Source organism: Mesoterricola sp. MK458 (assembly GCF_055384935.1).
The window spans coordinates 66,411-90,817 of sequence record NZ_AP045075.1 but is presented as its reverse complement, the minus strand read 5'-3'; the positions used below and the strand labels follow the sequence as shown (position 1 = coordinate 90,817).

The 24,407-nt window shown below is 67.4% G+C and carries 19 protein-coding genes and 1 tRNA gene; 7 read left to right on the top strand and 13 right to left on the bottom strand.

Annotated elements, in window-relative coordinates:
- Nucleotides 1–416: 416 nt before the first annotated feature.
- The gene (locus tag ACZ5LB_RS00365) at nucleotides 417–1,244 is read right to left on the bottom strand and encodes a transporter family protein (RefSeq protein ID WP_464604180.1); all 828 of its coding nucleotides are present in this window, start codon (nucleotides 1,242–1,244) and stop codon (nucleotides 417–419) included.
- A gap of 64 nt (nucleotides 1,245–1,308) precedes the next feature.
- Nucleotides 1,309–1,391 (bottom strand) — tRNA-Leu (locus ACZ5LB_RS00360).
- Nucleotides 1,392–1,482: 91 nt separating this feature from the next.
- Between ACZ5LB_RS00360 and ACZ5LB_RS00355 the strand changes: the two genes are divergently transcribed.
- On the top strand, nucleotides 1,483–1,992 hold the full coding sequence (locus ACZ5LB_RS00355) for a nitroreductase family protein (protein ID WP_464604179.1): 510 nt from the start codon (nucleotides 1,483–1,485) through the stop codon (nucleotides 1,990–1,992).
- A 60-nt stretch (nucleotides 1,993–2,052) separates the two neighbouring features.
- Here the strand turns inward: ACZ5LB_RS00355 and ACZ5LB_RS00350 are convergent, their stop codons facing one another.
- Both ACZ5LB_RS00350 and nifJ read right to left on the bottom strand, forming a co-directional pair.
- Nucleotides 2,053–3,045, bottom strand: a complete 993-nt coding sequence (locus ACZ5LB_RS00350) for a dihydroorotate dehydrogenase-like protein (protein WP_464604178.1) — start codon at nucleotides 3,043–3,045, stop codon at nucleotides 2,053–2,055.
- Nucleotides 3,046–3,149: 104 nt separating this feature from the next.
- Nucleotides 3,150–6,722, bottom strand: coding sequence for a pyruvate:ferredoxin (flavodoxin) oxidoreductase (nifJ, locus tag ACZ5LB_RS00345; RefSeq protein ID WP_464604177.1), 3,573 nt, complete (start codon nucleotides 6,720–6,722; stop codon nucleotides 3,150–3,152).
- Nucleotides 6,723–7,014: 292 nt separating this feature from the next.
- Here nifJ and rbr point away from each other — a divergent pair, with 292 nt between their 5' ends.
- Together rbr and guaB are read left to right on the top strand one after the other, a co-directional pair.
- Nucleotides 7,015–7,593: a rubrerythrin gene (rbr, locus tag ACZ5LB_RS00340; RefSeq protein ID WP_464604176.1), complete on the top strand. Its 579-nt coding sequence runs from the start codon at nucleotides 7,015–7,017 to the stop codon at nucleotides 7,591–7,593.
- A 116-nt stretch (nucleotides 7,594–7,709) separates the two neighbouring features.
- Nucleotides 7,710–9,170, top strand: coding sequence for an IMP dehydrogenase (gene guaB, locus ACZ5LB_RS00335; protein WP_464604175.1), 1,461 nt, complete (start codon nucleotides 7,710–7,712; stop codon nucleotides 9,168–9,170).
- 494 nt (nucleotides 9,171–9,664) lie between these two features.
- On the opposite strand, the gene uvrB is transcribed toward guaB, so the two are convergent.
- The 4 genes from uvrB to acpP all read right to left on the bottom strand — a co-directional run bounded on the left by uvrB (nucleotide 9,665) and on the right by acpP (nucleotide 14,069).
- Nucleotides 9,665–11,671 (bottom strand): excinuclease ABC subunit UvrB, encoded by a 2,007-nt coding sequence (uvrB, locus tag ACZ5LB_RS00330; protein WP_464604174.1) that lies wholly within the window; start codon nucleotides 11,669–11,671, stop codon nucleotides 9,665–9,667.
- 36 nt (nucleotides 11,672–11,707) lie between these two features.
- A complete protein-coding gene (locus ACZ5LB_RS00325) occupies nucleotides 11,708–12,241 on the bottom strand; it encodes a hypothetical protein (RefSeq protein ID WP_464604173.1) in 534 nt (177 codons plus the stop codon).
- 185 nt (nucleotides 12,242–12,426) lie between these two features.
- Nucleotides 12,427–13,662 (bottom strand): beta-ketoacyl-ACP synthase II, encoded by a 1,236-nt coding sequence (fabF, locus tag ACZ5LB_RS00320; protein ID WP_464606352.1) that lies wholly within the window; start codon nucleotides 13,660–13,662, stop codon nucleotides 12,427–12,429.
- 167 nt (nucleotides 13,663–13,829) lie between these two features.
- On the bottom strand, nucleotides 13,830–14,069 hold the full coding sequence (gene acpP / locus ACZ5LB_RS00315) for an acyl carrier protein (protein WP_243334161.1): 240 nt from the start codon (nucleotides 14,067–14,069) through the stop codon (nucleotides 13,830–13,832).
- Nucleotides 14,070–14,138: 69 nt separating this feature from the next.
- Between acpP and ACZ5LB_RS00310 the strand changes: the two genes are divergently transcribed.
- The 3 genes from ACZ5LB_RS00310 to ACZ5LB_RS00300 all read left to right on the top strand — a co-directional run bounded on the left by ACZ5LB_RS00310 (nucleotide 14,139) and on the right by ACZ5LB_RS00300 (nucleotide 16,925).
- Complete coding sequence (locus tag ACZ5LB_RS00310; protein ID WP_464604172.1) at nucleotides 14,139–15,068, top strand: tyrosine recombinase; 930 nt, start codon at nucleotides 14,139–14,141, stop codon at nucleotides 15,066–15,068.
- A 251-nt stretch (nucleotides 15,069–15,319) separates the two neighbouring features.
- Nucleotides 15,320–15,757, top strand: a complete 438-nt coding sequence (locus ACZ5LB_RS00305) for an arginine repressor (protein WP_464604171.1) — start codon at nucleotides 15,320–15,322, stop codon at nucleotides 15,755–15,757.
- 55 nt (nucleotides 15,758–15,812) lie between these two features.
- On the top strand, nucleotides 15,813–16,925 hold the full coding sequence (locus ACZ5LB_RS00300) for a helix-turn-helix transcriptional regulator (protein WP_464604170.1): 1,113 nt from the start codon (nucleotides 15,813–15,815) through the stop codon (nucleotides 16,923–16,925).
- A 20-nt stretch (nucleotides 16,926–16,945) separates the two neighbouring features.
- On the opposite strand, the gene ACZ5LB_RS00295 is transcribed toward ACZ5LB_RS00300, so the two are convergent.
- From ACZ5LB_RS00295 to ACZ5LB_RS00285, 3 genes are read right to left on the bottom strand one after another with little or no spacing between them, the layout of a single operon-like run.
- The gene (locus tag ACZ5LB_RS00295) at nucleotides 16,946–17,479 is read right to left on the bottom strand and encodes a hypothetical protein (RefSeq protein WP_464604169.1); all 534 of its coding nucleotides are present in this window, start codon (nucleotides 17,477–17,479) and stop codon (nucleotides 16,946–16,948) included.
- Nucleotides 17,476–17,835, bottom strand: coding sequence for a YbjQ family protein (locus ACZ5LB_RS00290; RefSeq protein WP_464604168.1), 360 nt, complete (start codon nucleotides 17,833–17,835; stop codon nucleotides 17,476–17,478). Before ACZ5LB_RS00290 ends, ACZ5LB_RS00295 begins: the two co-directional genes overlap by 4 nt.
- A gap of 2 nt (nucleotides 17,836–17,837) precedes the next feature.
- Entirely contained in the window at nucleotides 17,838–18,584 is a 747-nt protein-coding gene (locus ACZ5LB_RS00285) for a YIP1 family protein (protein WP_464604167.1), read from the bottom strand.
- A gap of 132 nt (nucleotides 18,585–18,716) precedes the next feature.
- Between ACZ5LB_RS00285 and rocD the strand changes: the two genes are divergently transcribed.
- Nucleotides 18,717–19,925 carry an ornithine--oxo-acid transaminase gene (gene rocD, locus ACZ5LB_RS00280; protein WP_464604166.1) on the top strand — a complete coding sequence of 403 codons (1,209 nt, stop codon included), beginning with the start codon at nucleotides 18,717–18,719 and terminating at the stop codon, nucleotides 19,923–19,925.
- A 59-nt stretch (nucleotides 19,926–19,984) separates the two neighbouring features.
- Here rocD and ACZ5LB_RS00275 read toward each other — a convergent pair whose 3' ends face one another.
- Complete coding sequence (locus tag ACZ5LB_RS00275) at nucleotides 19,985–20,644, bottom strand: hypothetical protein (protein ID WP_464604165.1); 660 nt, start codon at nucleotides 20,642–20,644, stop codon at nucleotides 19,985–19,987.
- 86 nt (nucleotides 20,645–20,730) lie between these two features.
- Nucleotides 20,731–24,381, bottom strand: coding sequence for a hypothetical protein (locus tag ACZ5LB_RS00270; protein ID WP_464604164.1), 3,651 nt, complete (start codon nucleotides 24,379–24,381; stop codon nucleotides 20,731–20,733).
- Between the last annotated feature and the right edge of the window lie 26 nt (nucleotides 24,382–24,407).

Genomic DNA, 24,407 nt, shown 5'->3' with positions numbered 1-24,407 from the left:
GCCATTACGACCCTACGGTGCGGCCTTCCGTGCTGTCGACGACGTCGGCTCCCGCGCTCTAAATCTTTCGAGGCTCCATCACACGGCCTATTCGCTCGCTGTCTACGCTTCGCAGGGCAGGTCACCCACACCCTACGCAAGACTCGCTTCTGGCTGCTGGCCAGCTTTGCCAGGCGGGGGTGGTTACCCGCCGGGTCCCATTGCGAGGTTTCAGGTTTCTATGTCATCCATCCTCCTCGCCCCGGCTTTCCGGGCGCACCGACAAGGCTTTTCGTTTCGAACCGCCTCGATGACGGGATCAGGACGGCCTTCGACGACCCGTTCCAAGGCCCTTTCCAAGAGCAGGCCAGAGCGAGTGTTGAGCGTTTCTTTCGCGACATCACCGGAAACCGAAAGTACCCAACGGTGCTAGGGCCCTACTTGCGGGGCGTCCACATGGGGTGTTCGAAGCTCAGGTAGAAGAACACGGAATTCTCCCCCTTGCTGGGGCCCACGCCGATGGGAAAGGCCAGTCCCGGCACGATCTGGAGGCCGTTCTTGAAGTTGATGGCGAAGCGCACCCCCGGGCTCACGAAGAAGGCGTCCACCCGGCCCTTGAGTCCGGGTCCGGCCACGGTCTCGCCGCTGGAGAAGGCGAATTCGAGCATGGCGTTGGCGTTGGGGTGGGCCAGCCAGATGAAGCTCTGCCCCATGGACCAGGTGGTGAGGTCGGCCTTTTCGCCGGCGGCGTTGCGGGCGCCGGGGGTCCAGGTGGCGCCCAGGTTCCAGTGGGTGACCAGGGACGGGCTGAGCGCCACGCTCACGGGCAGGAAGGCCTGGTAGCCCACGGCCCCGCTCCCCCGCAGCTGCCGCTCGTCGCCGGTGGGCAGCACCAGCGAGAACCTCGGGGACACCGCCACCGCCGCGTTGCCGTCCCCGAAGAGCTGGTAGCGGTAGTTGAGCAGCACGTCCCCCAGGGCGGAACGCCCGTCGGGGGCGACCTGGATGCGCTGGTACGGCAGGGTGTAGCTCAGCTGGTGCTTGACGTCCGGCACCGGCCACTCCTGGGTGAAGGTGTAGACCCAGTCCCGGGTCACCCGGTTCCGGCTGAAGGTGCTGATGTGCTGGACCACACCCGCTTCCTGGTTGTAGGCCTCTTCCACCAGGAAAGAGTTGTCCTGGATGGGTTTGGCGGGTTCCTCCGCGCCGGCGCACCCCGCGGCGGCCAGGGAAAGACCCAGGATCCTGGCAAGGGATTGGTTCATGACGGCCCCCTGTGAATTGCGATCCTCTCGATTCTACAGGAACCCGCCAGCGCGCCACCGTGCGTGCCCCCACCCGGGGTCGAACCGGGATTCCATTCCTGGAGGGCGATTTTAAGTCGCCTGCGTCTGCCATTCCGCCATGGGGGCGTGCACGGCTTCCAGTCTAGCCCAGAAGATCGACTGAAAATCCAGGGCCGCGGGCGTATGATGTTCTTCCTTCCCCACCTCTGGAGTTCTGATGGACGCCCTCGAAGCCCTCAACACCCGACGAAGCATCCGCGCCTTCACCCCCAGGCCCGTGAGCCTGGACATCGTGCGGGAGCTGATCAGGGCGGCCATGCACGCTCCCAGCGCCGGCAACGAGCAGCCCTGGCACTTCCTGATCATCACGGACCGGGAGATCCTCGACAAGATTCCCGACTTCCACCCCTACGCCGGCATGATCAGCGAATCCCCCGTGTCGGTGCTCGTGTGCGGCGACCCCCGCCAGGAGAAGCACCCCGGCATGTGGGTGCAGGACTGCGCCGCCGCCACCCAGAACCTGCTGCTGGCCGCCCACGCCAAGGGCCTGGGCGCCGTGTGGGTGGGCGTGCACCCCCGCGAGGACCGCATCGAACCCCTGCGCAAGCTCATCGACATGCCCGAGGTGGTGATCCCCTTCGCGCTGATCCCCATCGGCCACCCCGCGGAGTCTCCCGAATCCGAGGACCGGTACCGCCCCGAGCTGATCCACCTGAACAAGTGGTAGGCCTCGGCCTCCACGGAAAAGGGCCGGCGATGCCGGCCCTTTTCCGTGGAAGTGGAAGGCCTAGGCCTTCCAGCCCGCCAGGACGCGCATGTAGTTGGCGCGCTCGAAGGCCTGGGGGTTGGGGCACTTCATGAGGCTCAGGGATCCCCGCATCTGCTCCAGGGACTCGTACTCGTGCTCCTCCATCCAGGCCGCCAGGCCGTCCCGGATCTCGGTGATGCGCTCGGGACCGTGCTTGAGGGTGGCGGAGACCACCTGGATGCCCGTGGCGCCGGCCATGGTGGCCTTCACGGCGTCCTCGGCGGTGTGCACGCCGCCGGTGACGGCCATGGGCGTGGAGATGTGGCTGTAGAGCAGGGCCAGCCAGCGCAGGCGCATGCGCAGGGTGGAGCTGGAGGAGAGCTGCAGGGCGGGGACGACCTCCAGGTTCTCGATGTCCAGGTCGGGCTGGTAGAAGCGGTTGAAGAGCACCAGGGCGTCGGCGCCGGTTCCCTCCAGGACCTTGGCGAAGTGGGCCAGGCTGGAGAAGAAGGGCGAGAGCTTGACCGCCACGGGGACCTTCACGCTGGCCTTGACCGTGCGCACGATCTCGAGGGTGCGCTTCTCGACCATGTCGGCGGTCTCGAAGGGATTGGTGGCCAGGTAGTAGATGTTGAGCTCGAGGGCGTCGGCGCCGGCCTGCTCCATCTTGCGGGCGTAGTCCAGCCAGCCGGAGTTGGTGATGCCGTTGAGGGAGCCGATGACGGGGACCTTCACGGCCGCCTTCACCCGCACGAGCTGGTTCAGGTAGCTTTCGGGGCCCAGGGTCATCTCGTCGACGGTGGGGAAGTACGACGTGGCCTCGGCGAAGGAGTTGGCGTGGCCGTCCAGGTCGTATAGGGTCCCGGACTCCTCCCGGGTGATCTGCTCCTCGAACAGGGAGGGCAGCGTGATCGCGGCGGCGCCGGCGTCTTCCAGCCTTCGCACGGCGTCCAGGTCCGCCCCGAGGGGCGAGGCGCCGGCCATGACCGGGTGGTCCAGCTGCAAACCAAGGTAGGTGGTCTTCATGTTCATGCCGAACCTCGAGAAGAAATGTGACTCAGATTAGACCACCGGCCGCCCTGGGCCGACACCGGAAATGATCGGTGTCGGCCTGGAACGGCCGGCGCAACCAGGTTCTACTCCTCCACCGTCTTGACCGGCATGGTCAGGTTGGCGAGGTTCTCATACGTGGCATAGCGGTTGGTGACCTCGCGCTGGGCCATGGCGAGCAGGTGCTTGAAGTGCTCGGGGTTCTGCTGCTGGACCATGCGGAACCGGGTCTCGTTCAGGATGTAGGAGGCCAGGTCGACCTTGGGAGCCGGGCTGTCCATCTGGAGCGGGCCCTGGCCCTCGGCCACGCGCCGGGGATCGAAGCGGAACAGCGGCCAGTGGCCGGAATCCACGGCCAGCTTCTGCTGCTCGCAGCCCTGGACCAGGTCGAACCCGTGGGCGATGCAGTGGCTGTAGGCGATGATCAGGGACGGACCATCGTAGCTCTCGGCCTCGACGAAGGCCTTGGCCACCTGCATGTCCTTGGCGCCCATGGCCACCTTGGCCACGTAGACGTTGCCGTAGCTCATGGCGATCATGCCCAGGTCCTTCTTGGGCAGGGCCTTGCCGGCCATGGCGAACTTCGCGGAAGCGCCGATGGGGGTGGACTTGGAGGCCTGGCCGCCGGTGTTGGAGTACACCTCGGTGTCGAGCACCAGGATGTTCACGTTGCGGCCGGAAGCCAGCACGTGGTCGAGACCGCCGTAGCCGATGTCATACGCCCAGCCGTCGCCGCCCACGATCCACACCGCCTTCTTGACCAGGTAGTCGGCCAGGATGGCCAGGCGCTTGGCTTCGGGGGTGCCGATGGAGGCCAGCTTGTCCTTGAGGATGGCGACGCGCTCGCGCTGCGCCTTGATGCCGGCCTCGCTGGACATGTCGGCGGCCACGATGCCGGCCACCAGTTCGTCACCGATGGAACCGGCGAGGACGTGGAGCAGCTCGAGGGCCTGCTGGTTGTGCTTGTCCAGGGCCAGGCGGTAGCCCAGGCCGAACTCCGCGTTATCCTCGAACAGGCTGTTGGCCCAGGCGGGACCGCGGCCGTCCTTGTTGACGGTGTAGGGCGTGGTGGGCAGGTTTCCGCCGTAGATGGAGGAGCAGCCCGTGGCGTTGGCGATCATGGCGCGGTCGCCGAACATCTGGGTCATGAGCTTGATGTAGGGGGTCTCGCCGCAGCCGGCGCAGGCGCCGCTGAACTCGAACAGGGGCTCCATGAACTGGCTGCCCTTGACGTCGTACTTCAGGGAGGTGCGATCGGGCTCAGGCAGGTTCAGGAAGAACTTGAAGTTCGCGGCCTCGGCCTCGCGCAGGGGAGCCTGCGGGGTCATGTCGATGGCCTTGTGCTTGGGGTTGCTCTTGTCCTTGGCGGGGCAGACGGCGACGCAGATGCCGCAGCCGGTGCAGTCCTCGGGGGCCACCTGGATGGTGTACTTGGAGCCCTTGAAGTCGGCGCCCTTGTAGTCCACCGACTTGAAAGTCTCGGGCGCGCCGGAGAGGCAGCTGGGCTCGTAGACCTTGGGGCGGATGGCGGCGTGGGGGCAGATCAGGGCGCACTTGTTGCACTGGATGCAGATCTTCTCGTCCCACACGGGGATGTCCAGGGCGATGTTGCGCTTTTCCCACCGGGTGGTGGCGGAGGGCCAGGTGCCGTCCACGGGGAAGGCGGAGACGGGGAGCAGGTCGCCGTTGCCCTGCATCATGATGGCCGTGACGCGCTGGACGAAGTCCGGAGCCTCGGCGCTGACGGTGGGGGGCATGACGCGGGTGGCGGTGACACCGGCGGGAACCTGGACCTGGTGGAGGTGGACCAGGGTGGTGTCCACGGCCTCGAAGTTCTTCTTGACCACGGCCTCGCCCTTCTTGCCGTAGGTCTTCTTGATGGCCTTCTTGATCTGGGCGATGGCCTCCTCGCGGGGCAGCACGCCGGAGATGGCGAAGAAGCAGGTCTGCATGATGGTGTTGATGCGCACGCCCATGCCCGTGTTGCGGGCCACTTCGAAGGCGTCGATGACGTAGAACTTCAGCTTCTTGGCGACGATGGCCGCCTGCACTTCCTTGGGCAGGGAGTCCCAGACCTCGTCCTTGCCGAAGGGGGTGTTCAGCAGGAACGTCGCGCCGGGCTCGGCCGCGCTGAGCATGTCGTACTTGTCCAGGAAGGACGTGTTGTGGCAGGCGATGAAGTTGGCCTTGCGGATCAGGTAGGCCGAGCGGATGGGCTTGGGCCCGAAGCGCAGGTGGCTGATGGTGATGGCGCCGGCCTTCTTGGAGTCGTAGACGAAGTAGCCCTGCCCGTAGTTGGAGGTTTCCTCGGCGATGATCTTGATGGAGTTCTTGTTGGCGCCCACCGTGCCGTCGGAGCCCAGGCCATAGAACATGGCCCGCTTCACGCCCTCGGGCTCGATGTCGAAGTCCAGGTCCATGGGCAGGCTGCTCATGGTGACGTCGTCGACGATGCCGACGGTGAAGTGGTTCTTCGGGCTGGACTTGGCCAGCTCGTCATAGATGGCCTTGATGCAGGAGGGGTTGAACTCCTTGGAGGAGAGGCCGTAGCGGCCGCCCACGACCTTGGGAGCCGTCGCGAACGGGCTGATGCCCTCGTCGGCGGCCTCGCGCAGGGCGGTGACCACGTCCAGGTAGAGGGGGTCGCCGATGGCGCCGGGTTCCTTGCAGCGGTCCAGCACGGCGATGGCCTTGACGGTGCGGGGCAGCGCCTGGACGAAGTGCTTGATGGAGAAGGGCCTGAACAGGCGGACCTGCAGGACGCCGATCTTCTCGCCCTTGGCCAGCGCCCAGTCCACGTATTCCGTGGCGGTGTCGCCGCCCGAGCCCATGATGACCATGACGCGCTCGGCCTCGGGGTGGCCGTAGTAGTCGAAGAGGTGGTACTTGCGGCCGGTCAGCTCGGCGAAGCGGTCCATCTCCTGCTGCACGATGGCGGGGGTGGCGTTGTAGAAGCCGTTGCAGGCCTCGCGGGCCTGGAAGAAGGTGTCGGGGTTCTGGGCGGTGCCGCGGACCACCGGCTTGTCCGGGGTCAGGCAGCGGCTGCGGTAGTCCTCGACCATGCCGTCGGTGACCATGCTGCGCAGGTCCTCGTCGTTGAGCATCTCGATCTTGGAGACCTCGTGGGAGGTGCGGAACCCGTCGAAGAAGTGCACGAAGGGCACCCGGCTCTTCAGGGTGGAGGCCTGGGAGATCAGGGCGAAGTCGTGGGCCTGCTGGACGCTGTCGGAGCTCAGCATGGCGAAGCCGGTCTGCCGGCAGGCCATGACGTCGGCGTGGTCGCCGAAGATGGACAGGGCGTGGGCGGCCAGGGTGCGGGCCGTGACGTGGAGCACGAAGGGAGTGAGCTCGCCCGCGATCTTGTACATGTTGGGGATGAAGAGCAGGAGGCCCTGGGAGGCCGTGAAGCTCGTGGTGAGGGCCCCGGCCTGCATGGCGCCGTGCACCGCGCCGGCCGCGCCGCCTTCGGACTGCATCTCGACGACGGCGGGAACCGTGTTCCAGATGTTCTTCCGGCCCGCGGCGCTCCATTCGTCGGACCACTCGCCCATGTTGGAAGACGGGGTGATGGGGTAGATCGCGATCACTTCATTCAAGCGATGCGCGACGGATGCTGTCGCCTCGTTACCGTCTACGGTAACCATGCGTCGTTCGGCCATGGCCTTCCTCCTACGTGTGTCGTTAAGACTTGTCCGACGTGGATATGGGACTTTTGGAGAAGCAGGGCCTTTTGGGCCAGAACGGACCGCTTCGCACAACGGTGAGTTTATTCTTCAAAAGGGCCATAATCAAGAGCGATAGGTCTCCTTTGGGGCGGGTGTGTCGCAGGTTACATCCCTTGGTCGTTCGCCTTGACGCTAGACTCGTGACATCACCTTTCAACCCGCGGCCCCAGGACGGAAACCAATGGGTCTTTCATCCACCCGGGGCCGCAACTGACCGGGGGTCATCATGGAATTCAAGGACAGCAAGACCGCAAAGAACCTGCTCAAGGCCTTCGCCGGCGAAAGCCAGGCCCGCAACCGCTACACCTTCGCCGCCCGCATCGCCCGCGCCGAGGGCATGGAACATGTGGCGGCCATCTTCGAGGAGACCGCGCGCAACGAACAGGAGCACGCCCGCCTCTTCTACGCCCACCTGGCCAAGCTGGCCCCCTCGGGCCTCGAGATCACCGCGGGCTACCCCGTGGTGGCCGGCGACACCGCCGCCCAGCTGCGGGCCGCGGTCAGCGGCGAGAACGAGGAGTGGTCCGCCCTCTACCCCGAGTTCGCCCGCATCGCCAAGGAGGAGGGCTTCAACGACGTGGCCCGCACCTTCGAATGGATCTCCAAGGTGGAGAAGGAGCACGAGGATCGCTTCCAGCGCCTCCTCGACCACGTGGTCAACGGCACCGTCTTCCAGCGGGGCGAGAAGATCTATTGGCGCTGCATGGAATGCGGCCACATCCACGAGGGCCTGGCCGCCCCCAAGGCCTGCCCCGTCTGCATGAAGCCCCAGGCCTGGTTCGAACCCGTGGGCGAAAAGTTCTGAATGAAGGGTTTTTTTCAGGGGGCCTCTCGTTTTTTTCTGAGACTGCGATCACGGCGATTCCATGCGATCCTGTCGTGCAAGGTTCCGCTGCCGCGAACTCCAGAAGAGAGGCCCCCATGCTCACCTTGCCACTTGTCCAGGCGCTGACGTTCGACGACGTGCTCCTGGTTCCCGGACGCTCCAGCGTGCACCCCAACCAGGTGGACCTCGGGTCCACCCTGGTCGCGGGGGTGAAACTGGGCATCCCCCTCCTGTCCGCCGCCATGGACACCGTCACCGAGGGCAGGCTGGCCATCGCCCTGGCCCAGCAGGGGGGCATCGGGATCATCCACAAGAACCTCTCCATCGAGCGCCAGGCCGAGGAGGTGGACAAGGTCAAGCGCAGCGAGAGCGGCATGATCACCGACCCCATCGTGATCCGCCCCGACGCCCCCATCCGCGAGGCCGAGGCCATGATGGCCAAGTTCCGCATCTCGGGCGTGCCCGTGGTGGAGAACGGCAAGCTGGTGGGCATCCTCACCAACCGGGACCTGCGCTTCGAGACCCGGTGGGAGCTGCCGGTGCGCGAGATCATGACCAAGGACCGCCTGGTGACGGTTCCCGTGGGCACCACGCTCCTGGAGGCCCGGGCCATCCTCCAGAAGCACCGCATCGAAAAGCTCCTGGTGGTGGACGATGAAGGCGCTCTGCGCGGGCTCATCACCGTCAAGGACATCCAGAAGTCCACCGAATACCCCAATTCCTGCAAGGACGCCCAGGGGCGCCTGCGCGTGGGGGCGGCGGTGGGCGTGGGGCCCGATCTCCTGAACCGCGCCAAGGCCCTGGTGGCGGCCCGGGTGGACGTGCTGTGCCTGGACAGCAGCCACGGCCACAGCGAAGGGGTCCTCGCGGCCCTGCGCACCCTGCGGCAGGCCCTGCCCGACACCCCGATCATCGCCGGCAACGTGGCCACCTACCAGGGCGCCCGGGACCTGTGCGAAGCCGGCGCCTCGGCCGTCAAGGTGGGCATCGGACCCGGCTCCATCTGCACCACCCGCATCGTCACCGGGGCGGGCATGCCCCAGATCACCGCCATCCACGAGGCCTCCCGGGCCTGCCGCGAATTCGGCGTGCCCTGCATCGCCGACGGCGGCATCAAGTTCTCCGGCGACGTGGCCAAGGCCCTGGCCGCCGGCGCCGACAGCGTCATGATCGGCAGCCTCTTCGCGGGCACCGACGAGGCCCCCGGCGAAACCATCTTCTACAGCGGCCGCACCTACAAGTCCTACCGCGGCATGGGCAGCATGGGCGCCATGAAGGCCGGGTCCAAGGACCGCTACTTCCAGGACGGCAAGGACGACGCCAAGCTCGTGCCCGAGGGCATCGAGGGCCAGGTGCCCTACAAGGGCCGCATGACCGACCTGGTGGGCCAGCTCGTCGGCGGCCTGCGGGCCGGCATGGGCCTGGTGGGCGCCGGGACCATCCCGGAATTCCACGACAAGGCCACGTTCGTGCAGATCAGCAGTGCGGGGCTCCGGGAGAGCCACGCGCACGACGTGATGATCACGAAGGAAGCGCCGAACTATCGCATGGACTAGGAAGGGGTCAGAGCATCCTAGGCCCAATGAATAGTTAGGTTGTGCTCATGGCGTATGCCTCGTGAACCGGGATTTTCGACCCGGCGACACGATGGCATGGATAGGATTGAAGCTGTGACCGGCCTGCCCGTGGCGATTCGGCAAGACCATGGAAAAGATGAAACGCTGGGGCGCTGAGGGCTCGCTGGGGCGCTGGGAAAAGCAAGTGAATCTTGGAGCGCCTGACGGCAGGTCCTTTCGGCGGGTCCCATGCCACTCACCTGGGAAAAACCCCCGGGGGATGATTACCCCCACCCAAGCATCACCCAGAATCATTGACGCCAGAGACTGAGCCCCCAGCGCCCCAGCGAGTCCTCTGCGTCCCAGCGTTTCATTTTTTTGTCTGGTCTTCGTGGCGCAGCGCGTACGTGCTATGCCAAAGAACCGTCCTTAGGTGCACCATGCACCGAGCCGATCGGGTATAAGCCACCCCTGCCCATAGATTCGATCCAAACCTATGAAACCAGGCGCTCCCGCCTTGCCTTGAGGATCCGGTCCCGCAGCTTGGCCGCCTCCTCGAACTCCATCTTGCCCGCATGGGCCTTCATCTTCGCCTCCAGCTTGCCCACCTCCCGCTCGAACTCCTTGTCGGTGAGGTAGAGCAGCGGCTCCTCCGCGGCCTGGTCCTCCTTGGGGACGTTGATGAACTCCCGGGCCAGGGCCTCGCCCATGACGTCGTCCAGGAGGCGCTTGGTGGTCTCGGGGGTGATGCCGTGGAGGGCGTTGTGGTCCAGCTGCTTCTGGCGGCGGCGCCCGGTCTCGCCGATGGCCTTCTCCATGGAGTCGGTCATGCGGTCCCCGTAGAGGATGGCCTTCCCGCGCACGTTGCGGGCGGCGCGGCCGATGGTCTGGATGAGGCTCCGGGCGCTGCGCAGGTAGCCTTCCTTGTCCGCGTCCAGGATGGCCACGAGGCTCACCTCGGGCAGGTCCAGGCCCTCCCGCAGGAGGTTGATGCCGATGAGCACGTCGAAGACGCCCCGGCGGAGGTTCTTCAGGAGCTCCACCCGCTCCAGGGTGTCGATCTCGCTGTGGAGGTACTCGGCCTTGATGCCCAGTTCCTGATAGTAGGACGTGAGCTGCTCGGCCAGTTTCTTGGTGAGCACCGTGACCAGCACCCGCTCGTCCCGGGCCACCACCTGGCGGATCTCCTCCAGGAGGTCGTCCACCTGGGTGCCCACGGGGCGCACCTCCACCAGGGGGTCCACCAGGCCCGTGGGCCGCACCACCTGTTCCACCACCACCCCGCCGCTCTGGGCAAGCTCGTAGTCGCCGGGGGTGGCGCTCACGAACACCAGCTGGTTGACCCGGGACTCGAATTCCTCGAAGCGCAGGGGCCGGTTGTCCAGGGCCGCGGGAAGCCGGAAGCCGTAGTCCACCAGGGTCCGCTTGCGGGACTGGTCCCCCAGGAACATGCCGTGCAGCTGGCCGGTGGCCACGTGGCTTTCGTCCATGAACAGGACGAAATCCTCGGGGAAGTAGTCCAGGAGGGTGTGGGGCGGTTCGCCGGGCTTGCGCCCGTCCAGGAACCGGGAGTAGTTCTCGATGCCCGAGCAGTAGCCCATCTCCTTCATCATCTCGATGTCGTAGATGGTGCGCTGGTGCAGGCGCTGGAGTTCCACGATGCGGCCCTCGGCGCGGAAGTAGGCCTCGCGCTCCTCCAGTTCCGCCTTGATCTCGCGGATGGCCTCCCGCAGCTTGTCCTCGGGGGTGACGTAGTGGCTCTTGGGCCAGATGGTCAATTCGTCCAGGGTCTCCAGGACCACGCCCCGCAGGGGGTCGATGCGGCTGAGGCGCTCCACCTCGTCGCCGAAGAGCTCGATTCGGTAGGCGGTGTCCTCGTAGGCCGGGTACACCTCCACCACGTCGCCCCGCACCCGGAACACCCCGGGCTCGAAGGCCATCTGGTTCCGGGCGTACTGGATGGCCACCAGGTCCCGCAGGAGCAGCGCCCGGTCCCGGGTGCCCCCCCGGCGCAGGTTCACGGAAAGGTTCAGGTAGCTGCCCGGGTCGCCCAGGCCGTAGATGCACGACACCGAGGCCACCACGATGGTGTCCCGCCGCTCCAGCAGGTTGCGGGTGGCCGAGAGCCGCAGCTTCTCGAGCTCGTCGTTGATCTTGGCGTCCTTGTCGATGAACAGGTCCCGCTCGGGGACGTAGGCCTCGGGCTGGTAGTAGTCGTAGTAGCTGACGAAGTACTCCACCGCGTTCTCGGGGAAGAACTGCTTGAATTCCGAGAACAGCTGGGCGGCCAGGGTCTTGTTGGGCGCGAAGATCAGGGCCGGCCGCTGGAGCCGGGCGATGGTGGAGGCCATGGTGTAGGTCTTGCCGCTGCCCGTGACCCCCAGGAGGGTGGACCACCGGTCCCCGGCCTCGATGCCGCGCACCAGTTGGGCGATGGCCTCGGGCTGGTCACCCGCGGGCTCGTAGGGCGCATGGAGCTTGAAGGGAATCGGGGCGGCCATGGCCCCATTCTACACGGAGCGAACAATTGGCGAACGCTACTTGCCCTTTTTCTTCACGGCGGGATCGATGGCGCCGGCGGGGAGGGGGAGCTTCAGGCGCTCGGCAGTCTCCTTGCTGGCGTACACGGGATCCTTGGCGCCCGGCCCGGTGGTGAGCACCGCGCCCAGCTGGAGCAGGCCCTGGGACAACCCGACGGTGGGAATGTCCCGCCCCGAGGCGCGGTAGATCATGCGGGCGGTGAGCCGCCCCTTGGCGCCCAGCAGGGGATCGCCATCGACGATGAAGACGAACCCGGGGTTCCGGGACATGGCGCCGGCCAGGGTCTTGTTGTAGTCCTTCTCCTCCCGCAGGTCGACGATGAGCAGGGAGATGTTGCGGGCCTTGGCCGTGTCGGCCAGGTCGATGAGCTCCATCTGGCTGGCGTCCTTGTCGCAGATGGCCATGGCGACCGTGCGTTCCGGCCACACGTCCTTGACCACGTCGAAGAGGTGGTCGTAGTCCCCGGCCCGCAGGGGGACGCAAAGAAAAGCCGCAACCGCGAGCATCCTGCCAGTGGAAAGCTGGAACATGGGCCCCCCTCAATGTGTGACTTTCACCTTGATGGGACCAAATTCCTTCAAATCCCCCGCAATGGCAAGCTAAATGTTTCCGTTCAACAGTATTCCAGCGATCGTGCCGGACGATCGCTTTCCTCCGCCCCGCGGAGGAAAGCAATCTTCCGATGCGATCGTCGGGGCCCAGCTGAACAGTTAGGCTAAATTTTCCGCAGGACGAGGCACCCGTTGGTGCCGCCGAACCCGAAGTTGTTGTTCAGGACGTACTCGCCGTCGAAGGTGCCCGGGGCGTTGGCCGTGACGTCCAGGTCGCAGTCCGGGTCCTGGTTCACCACGTTGATGGTGGGCGGGATCCGGCCCGTGCTGGCCACCAGGGCCGACACGATGGTCTCCAGGCCGCCGGCCGCACCCAGGAGGTGGCCGGTCATGGACTTGGTGGAGCTCACCTTGAGCTTGGCCGCGTGGGCCCCGAACACCTGCCGAAGGGCCGAGCATTCGATGCGGTCGCCCGCGGGGGTGGAGGTGCCGTGGGCATTGGCGTAGCCCACCTGCTCCGGGACGATGCCGGCGTCCTTGATGGCCGCGGCCATGACGCGCCGGGGACCGTCGCCGTCCTCGCTGGGGCTGGTGATGTGGTGGGCATCCCCGCTCATGCCGTAGCCGCAGACCTCGGCATAGATCTTCGCGCCGCGGGCCTTGGCCAGCTCGTATTCCTCGAGGACCACCACGCCCGCGCCTTCGGACATGACGAAGCCGTCCCGGCCCTTGTCGAAGGGCCGGCTGGCCTCGGTGGGGGCGTCGTTGCGGGTGGACAGGGCGCGCATGGCGCCGAAGCCGCCCACGCCCAGGGGGTTGATGACGGAGTCGCTGCCGCCGGCGAGCATGCGGTCGGCGTAGCCGAACATGATCTGGCGGGCCGCGTCGCCGATGGCGTGGGTGCCCGTGGCGCAGGCGGTGGCCATGGCCGCGTTGGGGCCCTGGAGCCCGTACTTGATGCTCACGAAGCCCGAGGCGAGGTTGATGATGAGGCTGGGAATGAAGAAGGGGCTGGTGCGCCGGGGACCCCGGTAGCCGTTGGCCTCCTCCCAGATGGTGGAAAGGCCGCCGATGCCCGAACCGATGGAGATGCCGAACAGCTCCCGCTCCGCCTTGGAAAGCTCGCCGAAGCCCGAATCGTTCATGGCCTCCTGGGACGCGGCCATGGCGTACTGGATGAACAGATCCATCTTCTTCTGTTCCTTGCGGTCGATGTACAGGTCGGCGTTGAAGCCCTTCACCTCGCCCGCGATCTTGCAGGCGTAGTCGGTGACGTCGAACTTCGTGACGGGCCCGATGCCGCTCCGTCCCGCCAGCAGGTTTTCCCAGGTTTCGGCGACGGTGTTGCCGCAGGGGTTGACGGTCCCCATGCCCGTGATGACGACGCGCCTGCGCTGAATGGTGCTCATGGCCTCACCTCAGATGACAAGGATGCCACAGGCAAGGGCCCGTCAACCTCTCCGTTTCACCGGAAACGGGAAGGCTGGGACGCCCGCCTGAAAATTTCTAACGGCAAGCGCCGCAGGACTTTTCGTTCTGCGGCGCCGGGATGGTTCCCAAGGATTGATCAGGCCTTGGCATTCTTTTCGATGTACGAGATGGCGTCGCCAACCGTACGGATCTTTTCCTGCTCGCTTTCGGGAATCTCGATCCCGAAGGCTTCTTCGATAGCCATGATGATCTCGACCGTGTCCAGGCTGTCCGCGCCGAGATCGTCAACGAAGTGACTGTTCTCGGAAATGGAATCCTCGGGCTTGGCAAGCTGCTCGGCGATGATCGCAATGACCTTTTTGCGGATTTCAGCCATGGTCTCTCCTTAGAACCTGACGAGGCTAGCATGGCTTTCCAGGAATGCCAAGCGGCTAGACTGGATGGCATGCCTCGACCCGTCCAGATTCCCGTCCCCGAAAGGGGCTGGCCCCTAGGGTGGAGCACGTCCCTGCGCGAGTTCGAAGTCTTCCTCGCGGTGGAACGTGGACTCTCCCGGCACACCGTGGCGGGCTACCTTTCCGACCTCCAGCACCTGGCCAAATGGGCCACCGAAGCGCAATGGCCGCCTTCGGACCTGGACCGGGACCGCGTCACGTCCTTCCTCGTCTCCCAGCAGTCCACGGGCAAGGCGGCCCGGAGCATCGCGCGGCTGTCCTCCGCGCTCCGCCAGTTCCTGGGCTTCCTGCGCATGGAGGGCGAGGGCGCCGCGGGTCCCGAAGCCGTGGTGCGGCCGCCGCGGCCTCCGCGCATCCTGCCCAGGACGCTGTCGGAGAGCCAGGTGGAAGCCCTCCTGGCCGCCCCGGATCCCAACGTGCCCCTGGGCGTCCGGGACCGCGCCTGGATCGAACTCCTCTACGCCTCGGGACTCCGGGTGTCCGAACTGGCGGGCCTTTCCGGGCTCACGGTCTTTCTGGACGAGGGCTTCCTCAAGGTGATGGGCAAGGGCCGGAAGGAACGCCTGATCCCCTTCGGCGAGAGCGCCGAGGACTGGGTACGGCGGTGGCTGGCCCTGCGCCCCTCCTTCAAGCCCCAGGACGACACGCTGTTCGTGGGCCGGCGGGGAGAGGCGCTCACCCGCCAGCAGTTCTGGCGCCTGCTGAAGGCTTACGCGCTCAAGGCGGACATCCGGCCCGAGTCCGTGAGTCCCCACGTGCTGCGCCACGCCTTCGCCACCCACCTCCTGGACCACGGCGCCGACCTTCGGGCCGTGCAGTCGATGCTCGGCCACGCCGACATCTCCACGACCCAGATCTATACCCACGTGCACCAGACGCGTCTCCGGGCGCTGTACGACCGCATGCATCCCAGGTCATGAATTTACATTGATTATTTGTTTACATTTATAATTTTCATAAATCAAATAAATTTCATATTTTTGATCCCGCCTGGTTCATGGGGCCGCAAGGGCGAATCGCGCTAAATGCCTTATACTCCAATTGAATTTTAAATCGAATATCGAAGCAATCCCTCCTTGGTGCATAATTGGTTCAAGATCCCTTCACGTTCCAACCACGCATGGGGGGATCGCCCTGGGCGGAGCCCAAGGCTTCCCATCGAGGAACCGAAGTGATCGAATCCGGAAAACGCGTCATTGATCAAGTCATCCTCCGGATCCTGGCGGAACACGCCGTACCCGACCAGGCGACCCTTCTGGACCTGCTGGCCAAGGATGGCTTCGCCCTGACGCAGGGGAGCCTGTCCAGGCGCCTGGCCCGGCTCTCCATCCGCAAGCGGGGGGGCCGCTACCAGCGGGTTCCCAGCGTGAACCAGCCCCCCCCGCCCTACTCCCTGGTCCCGTCCGCCCCCAACCTCCTGGTGCTCCAGACCCACCGCGGCCTGGGACAGGCCCTCGCCCTGCGGGTGGACCGCACAACCGTCAAGGGCGTGGCGGGCATCGTGGCGGGCGAAGATGCCCTGTTCATCGCCATCCACGGCGAGTCCTCCCTGGAGGAGGTGCGGAAGGAGGTCGAGCAGGTGCTCGGACCGCCCAGGACGCGCATTTAAGGCTGGTGGACGGAGCCGCGGCTTCCCGCCATGATGGAACCTGGAGAATCCACTGATGGCCCCACGAAAATCCACGAAGGTCGCCGCCGCCCCTGATGCTGGAACGCCTGAGGCGGCCCCCGAAGCGAAGACGGTCAAGCCCCGGACCCGGAAAGCCGCGGCCCCCGTCGTGACTGAAACCCCCGCCGCCCCCGAGGCCACCGCCGCCCCGAAGGCCGCCGCCCCGAAGGCCGCTGCCCCGAAGGCCGGCCGCAAGCCCCGGGCCGCCGCCGCGCCGGCCGTCGAGGCCGAACCGGCCCCGGTTCCCGCCGTCCTCCCCGCCCCCCCCGCGGCCGACGACCTCCTCACGGCCCAGGCCCGCGCGGTGCTGCAGGCCATCCAGGACGGCGCCGCCGTGGAGCTGCTCTTCGAGGACGCCGAGACCAATCCGCCCCGCACCTTCGAACCCCGCCAGCTCATCTTCGACGCCTTCGCCAAGGCGTGGTACGTGTGGGGCTGGGACCGCCGGTACAACGCCGAGCGGCACCACCGCCTGGACCTCATCGCCCAGGTGGGACCGGTCGAGGGCATGGGCCGCGCGGCCCAGGGCCCCTACAAGGAGGGCACCCCCGCGAACCTCATCGGCGGCTGGCTGGGCGGCGAGCCCATCCGCGTGAAGGCCCTGCTGCTCAAGCAGTGGATCTTCGCGGTGCGCCAGGCCCCCGCACCCTTCCCCGAGTTCACCCTGGAAGAGCTGGAGGAGGGCAAGGCCCAGGTCACCTTCGTCGGCACGGACCTGCGGGCCATCGCCCGCTGGGCCATGCAGTTCGGGGACGGCATCCAGGTCATCGAGCCCCAGCGCCTCCAGGACCGCATCAAGCAGGTGGGCAACGCCTGGGCCGGCAAGCCCGCCCCGGCCCCCGCGCCCGCCGCCGACCGCTCAAGCGATCGCTCTGCCGACCGCTCTGCCGACCGCTCTGGCGACCGCTCCGGCGATCGCTCCCCCGCCGATCGGCCCCGCCGGGACCACGGCCACAAGGAGCATCGCTCCGACCACCGCCCCGAACGGGAAAGCCGGGAATCGGCCCCCGAGCCGCGGCGAAGGCCGGAACCCCCACGGCACCAGCCGGAGGCCCCCAAGCCGACGGTAAAGGCCGGCAAGATCGAGATCCGCATCGACCGGCTCTGACCATCCCCCGGCGCATCGGCTCAGATCCAGCGCCGGATCACACGCCTGAACGCCTTTTCCCGGCGGGCCATGGGCCGGAAGCCTGAACAAACGGCCGGTCCCTCCCGCTCCGGGCAGGCCGCGCAGGCGCGCCGGTCCGGGCCCCGGTGGCGGTACGCCCGGATGAAGGCGAACACGCCTGCCATGACAACCCCGGCCACGGCCCACCCGGCCGGCCCGGAACGCAGGCCCTGGAACGCCAGGAATGCGCCCAGGGCCGCGGGCAGGAAGCGGGAGACGGCCTTGGGCGGCCGCCCGCGGGTCAGCGCCAGGAGCAGGAGGCCCCAGGCCGCCAGCGGGGCCCAGGGCGACACGACCGGGGCGACCAGGCCCGCTCCGCCCCCGGCCAGGACGCCCAGCCCCGCCAGGAGGCAGCCCTTGCAGACCCACATTCGCCCCAGCGCCACCACCTCGCTGCGGTAGGCGCCGCACAGGGGGTGGTGGGCGAAGCGGTGGAACCAGTGGGCACGCCGGCTGAACCGGTCGATGCGCCGGGCGAGATCCCGGTCGATCACGCGCTGGGCGGCTTGGGGCGCAGGACCACGGCGGTGCCGTAGGCCACGATCTCGTTGGTGTTCTGCATGAGGTCGCCGGAATCGAAGCGGAACCCGAGGATGGCGTTGGCCCCCATCTGGCGCGAGTGCAGCTCCAGGCGGTTCATGGCCTCGTTGCGCGACTCCCCGGCCAGCTCGGTGAGCATGGTGATCTCCCCGCCGAAGACCTGCTGGCAGCCCGCGCAGGCCGTCCCCACGATGCTGCGGGAGCGCACGGTGATGCCCCAGCAGGGGCCGATGATGCGTTCGATCTCCGTGCCCGGGGGCGGCTCGAAGGTGGTGAGGATGGGCATCTGGTGGATGGAGATGGTGGCCATGGCTAGCGGGCTCCCAGGACAGGCAGGGCGATCATCAGGAGCGCGGCGATGGCGGCGCAGATGGCGGCCCCGGACGCCTTCAGGCGCATGGTGCGCCGGGTGGCGATGAAGATGAGGAGGATGGACGCGAACGTGAAGAGGTCGAGCGCGTTGAAGAAGGCGTGCAGCTTGACGCTGTCGGGGACGACGTAGAAGCCCAGGGACGTGGGGGAGAGGGCGTCGGGCTTGGCGCCGCCGATGGCCTTCAGGGAGCAGACGATGCCCAGGAGGACGGCCTTGGGGGCGCCCACCAGGCTGGAGACGATGGTGGCGGAGAAGGCCTGCCGGTAGGTGGGCTTGCGGCCTTCATGGGTCCACGCGCCGACGATCCAGTACACCAGGGCCAGCACCAGGCTCACGACGGCCAGGCCCAGCAGGCCGCCCAGGACGCTGAACGGGAGCATCATCCGGCTCTGCACCGCGATGATGTTGTCGATGGACTCGGCGGGGATCTTGGGGTTGGCCTCCAGCACGGGACGCAGCATGGCGTCCACGTCCACCTTCCGGGCCCACAGGACCGCCACCGCGGTGTTGAGGGCCGTCAGGAGGGCCAGGGCGCCTCCCCAGACCGGCGTGGCCTCCAGGCGGGTGAAAAGGGCGCCGGGTTCGGTGAACACACCCACCAGCTGTTCCATGAGGTCCGGGGCCTTCACGGCGGGCGGCGCCGGCTCCTGGCCATAGAGGCTTTCGGGAGGATTGGATTCACTCATGGGATTCCTCGCTTGGGGTGTTTTGGAAATTTTCGCAGCATCGGTGGCGCTTTCAATGTCAAATTCCCGCTCCGGCCCGGCAAGGAACGATGGGCGCGCCCGGCGCACACAACTGGGAACGGAGGCTAGACCATGAAGGTGGATCCAGGGCTGGGCCGTCATCTACTGGAGCAGGAGGAGCGGTACGGAGCCCCCGGCCCCCGTGCCCTGGAACAGGTGTTCCTGCGGGCCGACGGCGTCTACCTGTGGGACCTCCAGGGGAACCGGTTCATGGACTTCCTCGGCGGGGACGGCGCGGTGAGCCAGGGCCACAACCACACGCGCATCGCCGCGGCCATGGTGGAGCAGTGCCTGCGGCTCTCCCTGGTGACGCAGGAGGTGCGCCACGCGCGCCTGCCGCCCTTCCTGGAGAAGCTCTGCACCCTCACGGGCTTCGAGGCCGCCGTGCCCATGAACACCGGCGCCGAGGCCGTGGAGGTGGCCCTCAAGGCCGCGCGGCGCTGGGCCTACCGGGTCATGGGCATTCCTCCGGGAAAGGCCGAGATCCTCGTCTTCACGGGCAACGACCACGGGCAGACCACGACGCTCGCCGGCCTGTCCTGCGACCCGGACGCCGTGGAGGACTTCGGTCCCTTCGGCCCGGGCTTCCGCCTGGCGACGTACGGCGACCTGGCCGCGGCCGGCGCCGCCGTGGGGCCCGGCACCTGCGCCATCCTGGCGGAATCCATCCAGGGCCGGGCCGGGCTGCGGGTTCCCCCCCGGGGCTTCCTGCGGGGCCTGCGCGAGATCTGCGACCGCCACGGGCTCCTGCTGCTCCTGGACGAGGTGCGTTCCGGCCTGGGGCGCACCGGCAAGCTGTTCGCCTTCGAGCACGAAGGCATCCGCCCCGACGGGGCCATCCTCGGCAAGGCCCTGTCCGGGGGCTTCTATCCCGCCAGCGCCTTCCTGGCCTCCCGCCAGGTCATGGACCTGCTCACCCCCGGGTCCCACCGGTCCACCTACGCGGGCAACCCCCTGGCCTGCGCCGTGGCCTCCGCGGCCCTGGACGTGCTGGTGGAGGAGCGCCTCGCGGACAGGTCGGCGGAGCTGGGGGCTTACTTCCTGGCCCGCCTGCGGTCCATGGAGAACCCCCGGGTGCGGGAGGTGCGGGGCCTGGGCCTCTGGGCCGGGCTGGAGCTGTGGGACCCCGACGCCGTGCGGGCCTGCGAGGCCCTCGCCCACGAAGGGCTCCTGTGCCAGGCGGTGCGGGACACCGTCGTCGTCCTTTCGCCGCCCCTGGTCATCACCCGCGAGCAGCTGGACTGGGCGCTGGAGAAGGTCGAGCGGGTCCTGGGGCGGTGAGGGGATGTGCGAAAAAGGAAAGCGGGCCCGAAGGCCCGCTTCCCGGGTGCGGCGACGGCCTAGAAGTGCAGGCCCAGGTAGAATGAGCCCGCCACCTGGGGCGCCATGGCGCGCAGGGTGCGGTTGTCCATGCTGCTGAGGGCCTGGAGCTGGGTCTGGCTGGTCTTCACGGGGGTGCCGGAAACGTCGACGCCCACGTAGGGGCGCAGGGAACCCATGCGCCAGCTGCCGTCCAGGCTCACGCGGACCCAGGGCCGCAGGTAGGTGTTCGAGGCATCCACGCGGCCGGTGATGACGCCGTTCTGGAAGATGGCGCCCTGGGCGGAAAGGGCCTCGCCCCTGCCCTCCAGGTGGAAGCCCAGGGAGACGTTGGAACCCAGGGGCGCCAGGTAGCCCGCGCCCAGGGACCAGTAGCTGTGGGTGATCTTGATGTCGGTGAGGTCCACGGCGCCGGTATTGAGCGCCATCTGGCTGGAGGAGTCCAGCTTCCCGCCGACCTCGTAGTACCAGTTGCGGGCCGAGGCGATCTCGCCCATGAAGCGGATGCCCACCCCGACGGAGCTGTCCGCCTGGTCCTTGGTGCCCGCCAGAACGGTGATGGAGGTGGGCCGGATCAGTTCCCCGAACACCTGGATCCGGGCGTCCAGGGCCTGGACCGGCGTCTGGGCGAAGAGGGACCCTGCGGAAAGTGCTGCGACCAGGACTGTTGTGATCTTCACGAGTCCTCCTTAAGAGTTGGGAACCAGAGGGGATGCATACGAGTCGGGATGCGCCGGCGAATTGACGCGGTCCAGGGAGCTAGCAATCAGGGTGCCACCTGGGTGGCCTCGCCGTTGACGACCACGATGTCCCACCCGAAGTTGAAGGGGATCTTGTGGACGTAGGCCAGGTCGATGCCGGTGGTGGTCTTGACGCTGATGGTGGCGGTGGCGGTCTTGATGGCGTCGATCCAGTCGGTGCGGTTCAGGGGCCGGTAGGTGCCCGTCGGGTTGTTGTTGAGGATGGACTTGAGGGCGAACACGGTGATCGTGGCGGTGCCGGAGGTGGGCCGCAGTTCGGGCGGCACGTCGAACCAGCAGTAGCCCGGAGCCACGGAGTCGCCGTCCACCGGCGTCCCCCCGGGAAGGGTCTTGGAGGGGAGGTACACCCGGGCGTCGGTGAGGATGGGGTCGCTGGTGGACTGGCCCAGGAGCGATCCGGAGGTGTCGGGCACGGGGTAGTTCGCGGGCAGCATGAAGTGGGTCTTGCCCTGGCCTGAAGGATTGTTCCCGGAGATCTCCACCACCCAGAAGTCGGGGGGGACCACGGCGCCGGTGGAATCCTTGGTGGGGTTGAACCACATGATGCGGTAGCCCCCGAGGTTGCTGCCCGTGAGAACGCCGTTGGCGTCCCTGCCCCGCTTGTCCACCGCGGTGTCCTGGGGCGGCAGGAGGCCGATGACCGAGGTGGCCTGGCCGGCGGCGGGGGCGGGAATGGCGGTGGGGGGCAGCCCGGCCGCGTCGGCCAGCCAGGTGCGGGTGATGAGGGCGCCGTTGGCCGAATTGTAGAAGGGCGTGAAGGCGGTCCAGAAGAAGCGGCCCACGGCCTTGTCGTCCGGGGTCCCGGTCTTGGACACGGGCGACTTGGCGTTGAAGGCGGGCCCGCCATTGGCGGTCAGGTCGAAGGTGCTGTTGTCCGGGACGATCCCGGGGCTGCCCACGTACTTGGGCCAGGCGGTGGGCTGGCTGCGGCGGAAGAAGGGATAGGTGGCCAGACCGGCCGGGTACGTGTCGCCGTAGTAGAGCAGGGCGTTGTTGAGCACCAGGGGACGCACCCACACCGAGGACCAGATGTATTCGGCGTAGCTGAACACCTGCATGAGGTTGGAAAGGTTGCGCGGAGACGCCGCGGTGGTGACCTTGCGGTCCACGTCGTTGGTGTTGTAGGGCACCTGGAAGCCCTGCACGCCGCCGGGGCTGGCGGTGGTGGCGTTGTAGATCATTCCGCTGAAGAAGGCCGGCACCGAGGGGTCCACCACCTGGGGATTCAGGGGCGACACGCAGGAGGCCTGGTTCCAGTTGGGGCTGGCGGTGGTGAGGTCGTAGGGATCCTGGGCGGAGGCGGGCACCCGGAAGGCCTGCATGCCCACCGCGCCGAAGGTGTCGCTCTGCTTGGCGGAGGCGGTGGCGTAGCCCGGGTAGTCGAGCCGGAAGCCCAGGGTCGAGGAGGTGCCGGCGGCGGTGGTGGGCGACGTGGAGGACTTGGGGCCGCCCTGGGTGTAGGGCATGAAATCCGATTCGACGGTCATCAGGTAGATGGGCCACTCGGCGAAGGACTGGTAGGCGGGGATGCCCGCGAACTGCCCGACGATGCTGTTGGGAAGCTCGAATGCGGTGGGAATGGCGTTGGGGTCAGTCTTGGGAACCGAAAGCCGGTCGAACCACCTGTCATTGTTGGGTTTGTCACCCAGCACCATGTAGAAGGGGTTGTAGCCCGGCACCGGGGCCTCGGCGCCGGAGATGTAGCAGTTGATCCGGCGCTGGGCGGTGGAGCTGGTCTCGGACGCGAAGCCCTGGGCCGTGACGATGGAGAGGGTGGGGTTGCCGTTCACGAAGGCGAAGCTCGAGGCCCCCTGCGCGGTGGGCAGTTCGAGCGAGGGATCCTGCCCGGCCACGTTGGGGATGCGCAGCATGTAGCTGACGGGGTCGTTGCCGTTGAACGTCGGCAGGTTCATGTAGAAGGGCAGGTTCCCGCGCACGGGCACCGTGACGGTGGCCGAATTGGCGGAAAGGACGGAGTAGGTGTTGGAGAGGCCGTCCTGGAAGATCTGCATGGTCGCGCCGGCGCCGTTGGCGGCCAGGGTCGCCGGGGCGAGGGTGGCCGGGCCGTTGTCGTCGGTGAGCTGGCGATACATCAGGTTGAGGGTGAACTGCTTGGTGTTGAGGCCGTCCACGATGACCCACTTGCGGAACGCCGTCGTGTCCTGGCCGTTGGAGGCCATGGCCGCGGGGCCCGTGAGGTCCGTGCCCACCTGGCTGGAGTTGCGCCCGAAGGTGTCGATGGCCTTGAGCTCCACGAGGTAGGCCACGATCTGTCCGGCCACCCCGGGGAAGGAGACGCTGCCTGCATTGAGGGTCGTCGAGGAGCCAGGGTTGCCCCCGGGGAAGGACCACCGCACCGTGACCGGCTCGCCGCTGGTGGACGGGGTGGCGGTGCCGTTGAAGTTGAGCTGCCCGTTGAGGGGGATCACCACCGCCGAGGGATACTTCGCCAGGGCGGGGAGGGTGAGCTCAGGCCCCATGGCCGTGGGGATCACGCTTTGCACCTGGGCCAAGGTCGGCAGGGTGCCGCTCGCCTGGGGCGTCGTGATGGTGGCCGTGGGCAGGGCGTTGGCCAGCACCACGTACTGGCGGGTCTGGGGCGTGGCGGTATTGCCCGTCTGCTGGCCGTCCACGGCCGTGACGGTGACGGTGTAGGTGCCCGCGGTGACGTACTGGTGCGTGGGCGTGGTGGGCGGCGCCATGCCGGTGGCCAGGCCCGGACCCTGGAGGGTGTAGGTGGAGGGCGCCGTGCCGTCGCCCCAGTCGACGGTGACGTTGGTGGTGTAGAGGCCGATGTCGGTCACCGTGAAGCCCACGGTGGCGGCCTGCAGGGCATAGATCTGGGTGGAGGAGGCCGCCGGGGAGGTGATGGCGATGCTGGGGGGCGTGGATACCGCCGAGACGGTGGTGAAGGTGATGGCGGGGAAGGCGATGGGCTGGCTCTGGACGCCCAGGCTGTCGCTCACGGTCAGGGTCGGATTGGCGACGTAGCTGGCGCCGATGGAGGCGCCGGCGGGGTAGACCACGGTGGCCACCCAGCTCACGGCCCCATCCAGGGTTCCCACCGTGGTGACGGACGTGGTGAGCGGCGTGGCCCCGGCATAGCCGGGATTGAACGTGACATTGCCCGTGGGGACGGTCCCCGAGCCCTCGTAGGTCACGGAGAAGGGGAAGTGGAGCGTCGTCGAGCCGCCCAGGGGGACGTTGGAGGCCGTGGAGGAGGTGCCCGCCACCAGGGTGAAGGGATTGACGCCCTGGACGACGTTGAAGGTGGCCGCGGCCGGCGCGCCGGAAAGCCCGTGGTTGTCCGTGGGCGTGGCGGTCACCCGGTCGGCGGTGTTGGCCGCGAGGAAGACGTGGTTCACCGTGAAGGGGGCCGTGGTGGAAACCACCGGCGCCGTGCCGTCGCCGAAGTCCCAGGTGACGCTGGTGACGGTGTCGGTCAGGTCCGGGTCCGTGACCGTCGTGGTGAAGGTGTAGGTCTTGTACTCGAGGATGGGGTCGTCGGCCGGGCTCGCCACGGGGGCGGTGGCCACGGGAGGGGCGTTGACGGCCAAGCGGTTGTTGGGGGTATTGCCCCCGCCCCCGCACGCGGTCAGCAACGCCAGCAAGGAGCCGGAAAGGATGATTCCAGGGCTGCCAAACGTGGATCTCATGGATTCCCCTTCTCGAGAACGTCCGC

Bases quoted from the DNA above. Each gene is read 5' to 3' on its own strand.
- ACZ5LB_RS00325 (WP_464604173.1), bottom strand. From the start codon at position 12,241: ATGTTCCAGCTTTCCACTGGCAGGATGCTCGCGGTTGCGGCTTTTCTT.
- ACZ5LB_RS00300 (WP_464604170.1), top strand. From the start codon at position 15,813: ATGGCCCCACGAAAATCCACGAAGGTCGCCGCCGCCCCTGATGCTGGA.
- acpP (WP_243334161.1), bottom strand. From the start codon at position 14,069: ATGGCTGAAATCCGCAAAAAGGTCATTGCGATCATCGCCGAGCAGCTT.
- ACZ5LB_RS00355 (WP_464604179.1), top strand. From the start codon at position 1,483: ATGGACGCCCTCGAAGCCCTCAACACCCGACGAAGCATCCGCGCCTTC.
- ACZ5LB_RS00365 (WP_464604180.1), bottom strand. From the start codon at position 1,244: ATGAACCAATCCCTTGCCAGGATCCTGGGTCTTTCCCTGGCCGCCGCG.
- ACZ5LB_RS00290 (WP_464604168.1), bottom strand. From the start codon at position 17,835: ATGGCCACCATCTCCATCCACCAGATGCCCATCCTCACCACCTTCGAG.
- ACZ5LB_RS00270 (WP_464604164.1), bottom strand. From the start codon at position 24,381: ATGAGATCCACGTTTGGCAGCCCTGGAATCATCCTTTCCGGCTCCTTG.
- uvrB (WP_464604174.1), bottom strand. From the start codon at position 11,671: ATGGCCGCCCCGATTCCCTTCAAGCTCCATGCGCCCTACGAGCCCGCG.
- rbr (WP_464604176.1), top strand. From the start codon at position 7,015: ATGGAATTCAAGGACAGCAAGACCGCAAAGAACCTGCTCAAGGCCTTC.
- guaB (WP_464604175.1), top strand. From the start codon at position 7,710: ATGCTCACCTTGCCACTTGTCCAGGCGCTGACGTTCGACGACGTGCTC.
- ACZ5LB_RS00350 (WP_464604178.1), bottom strand. From the start codon at position 3,045: ATGAACATGAAGACCACCTACCTTGGTTTGCAGCTGGACCACCCGGTC.
- ACZ5LB_RS00285 (WP_464604167.1), bottom strand. From the start codon at position 18,584: ATGAGTGAATCCAATCCTCCCGAAAGCCTCTATGGCCAGGAGCCGGCG.
- nifJ (WP_464604177.1), bottom strand. From the start codon at position 6,722: ATGGCCGAACGACGCATGGTTACCGTAGACGGTAACGAGGCGACAGCA.
- ACZ5LB_RS00310 (WP_464604172.1), top strand. From the start codon at position 14,139: ATGCCTCGACCCGTCCAGATTCCCGTCCCCGAAAGGGGCTGGCCCCTA.
- rocD (WP_464604166.1), top strand. From the start codon at position 18,717: ATGAAGGTGGATCCAGGGCTGGGCCGTCATCTACTGGAGCAGGAGGAG.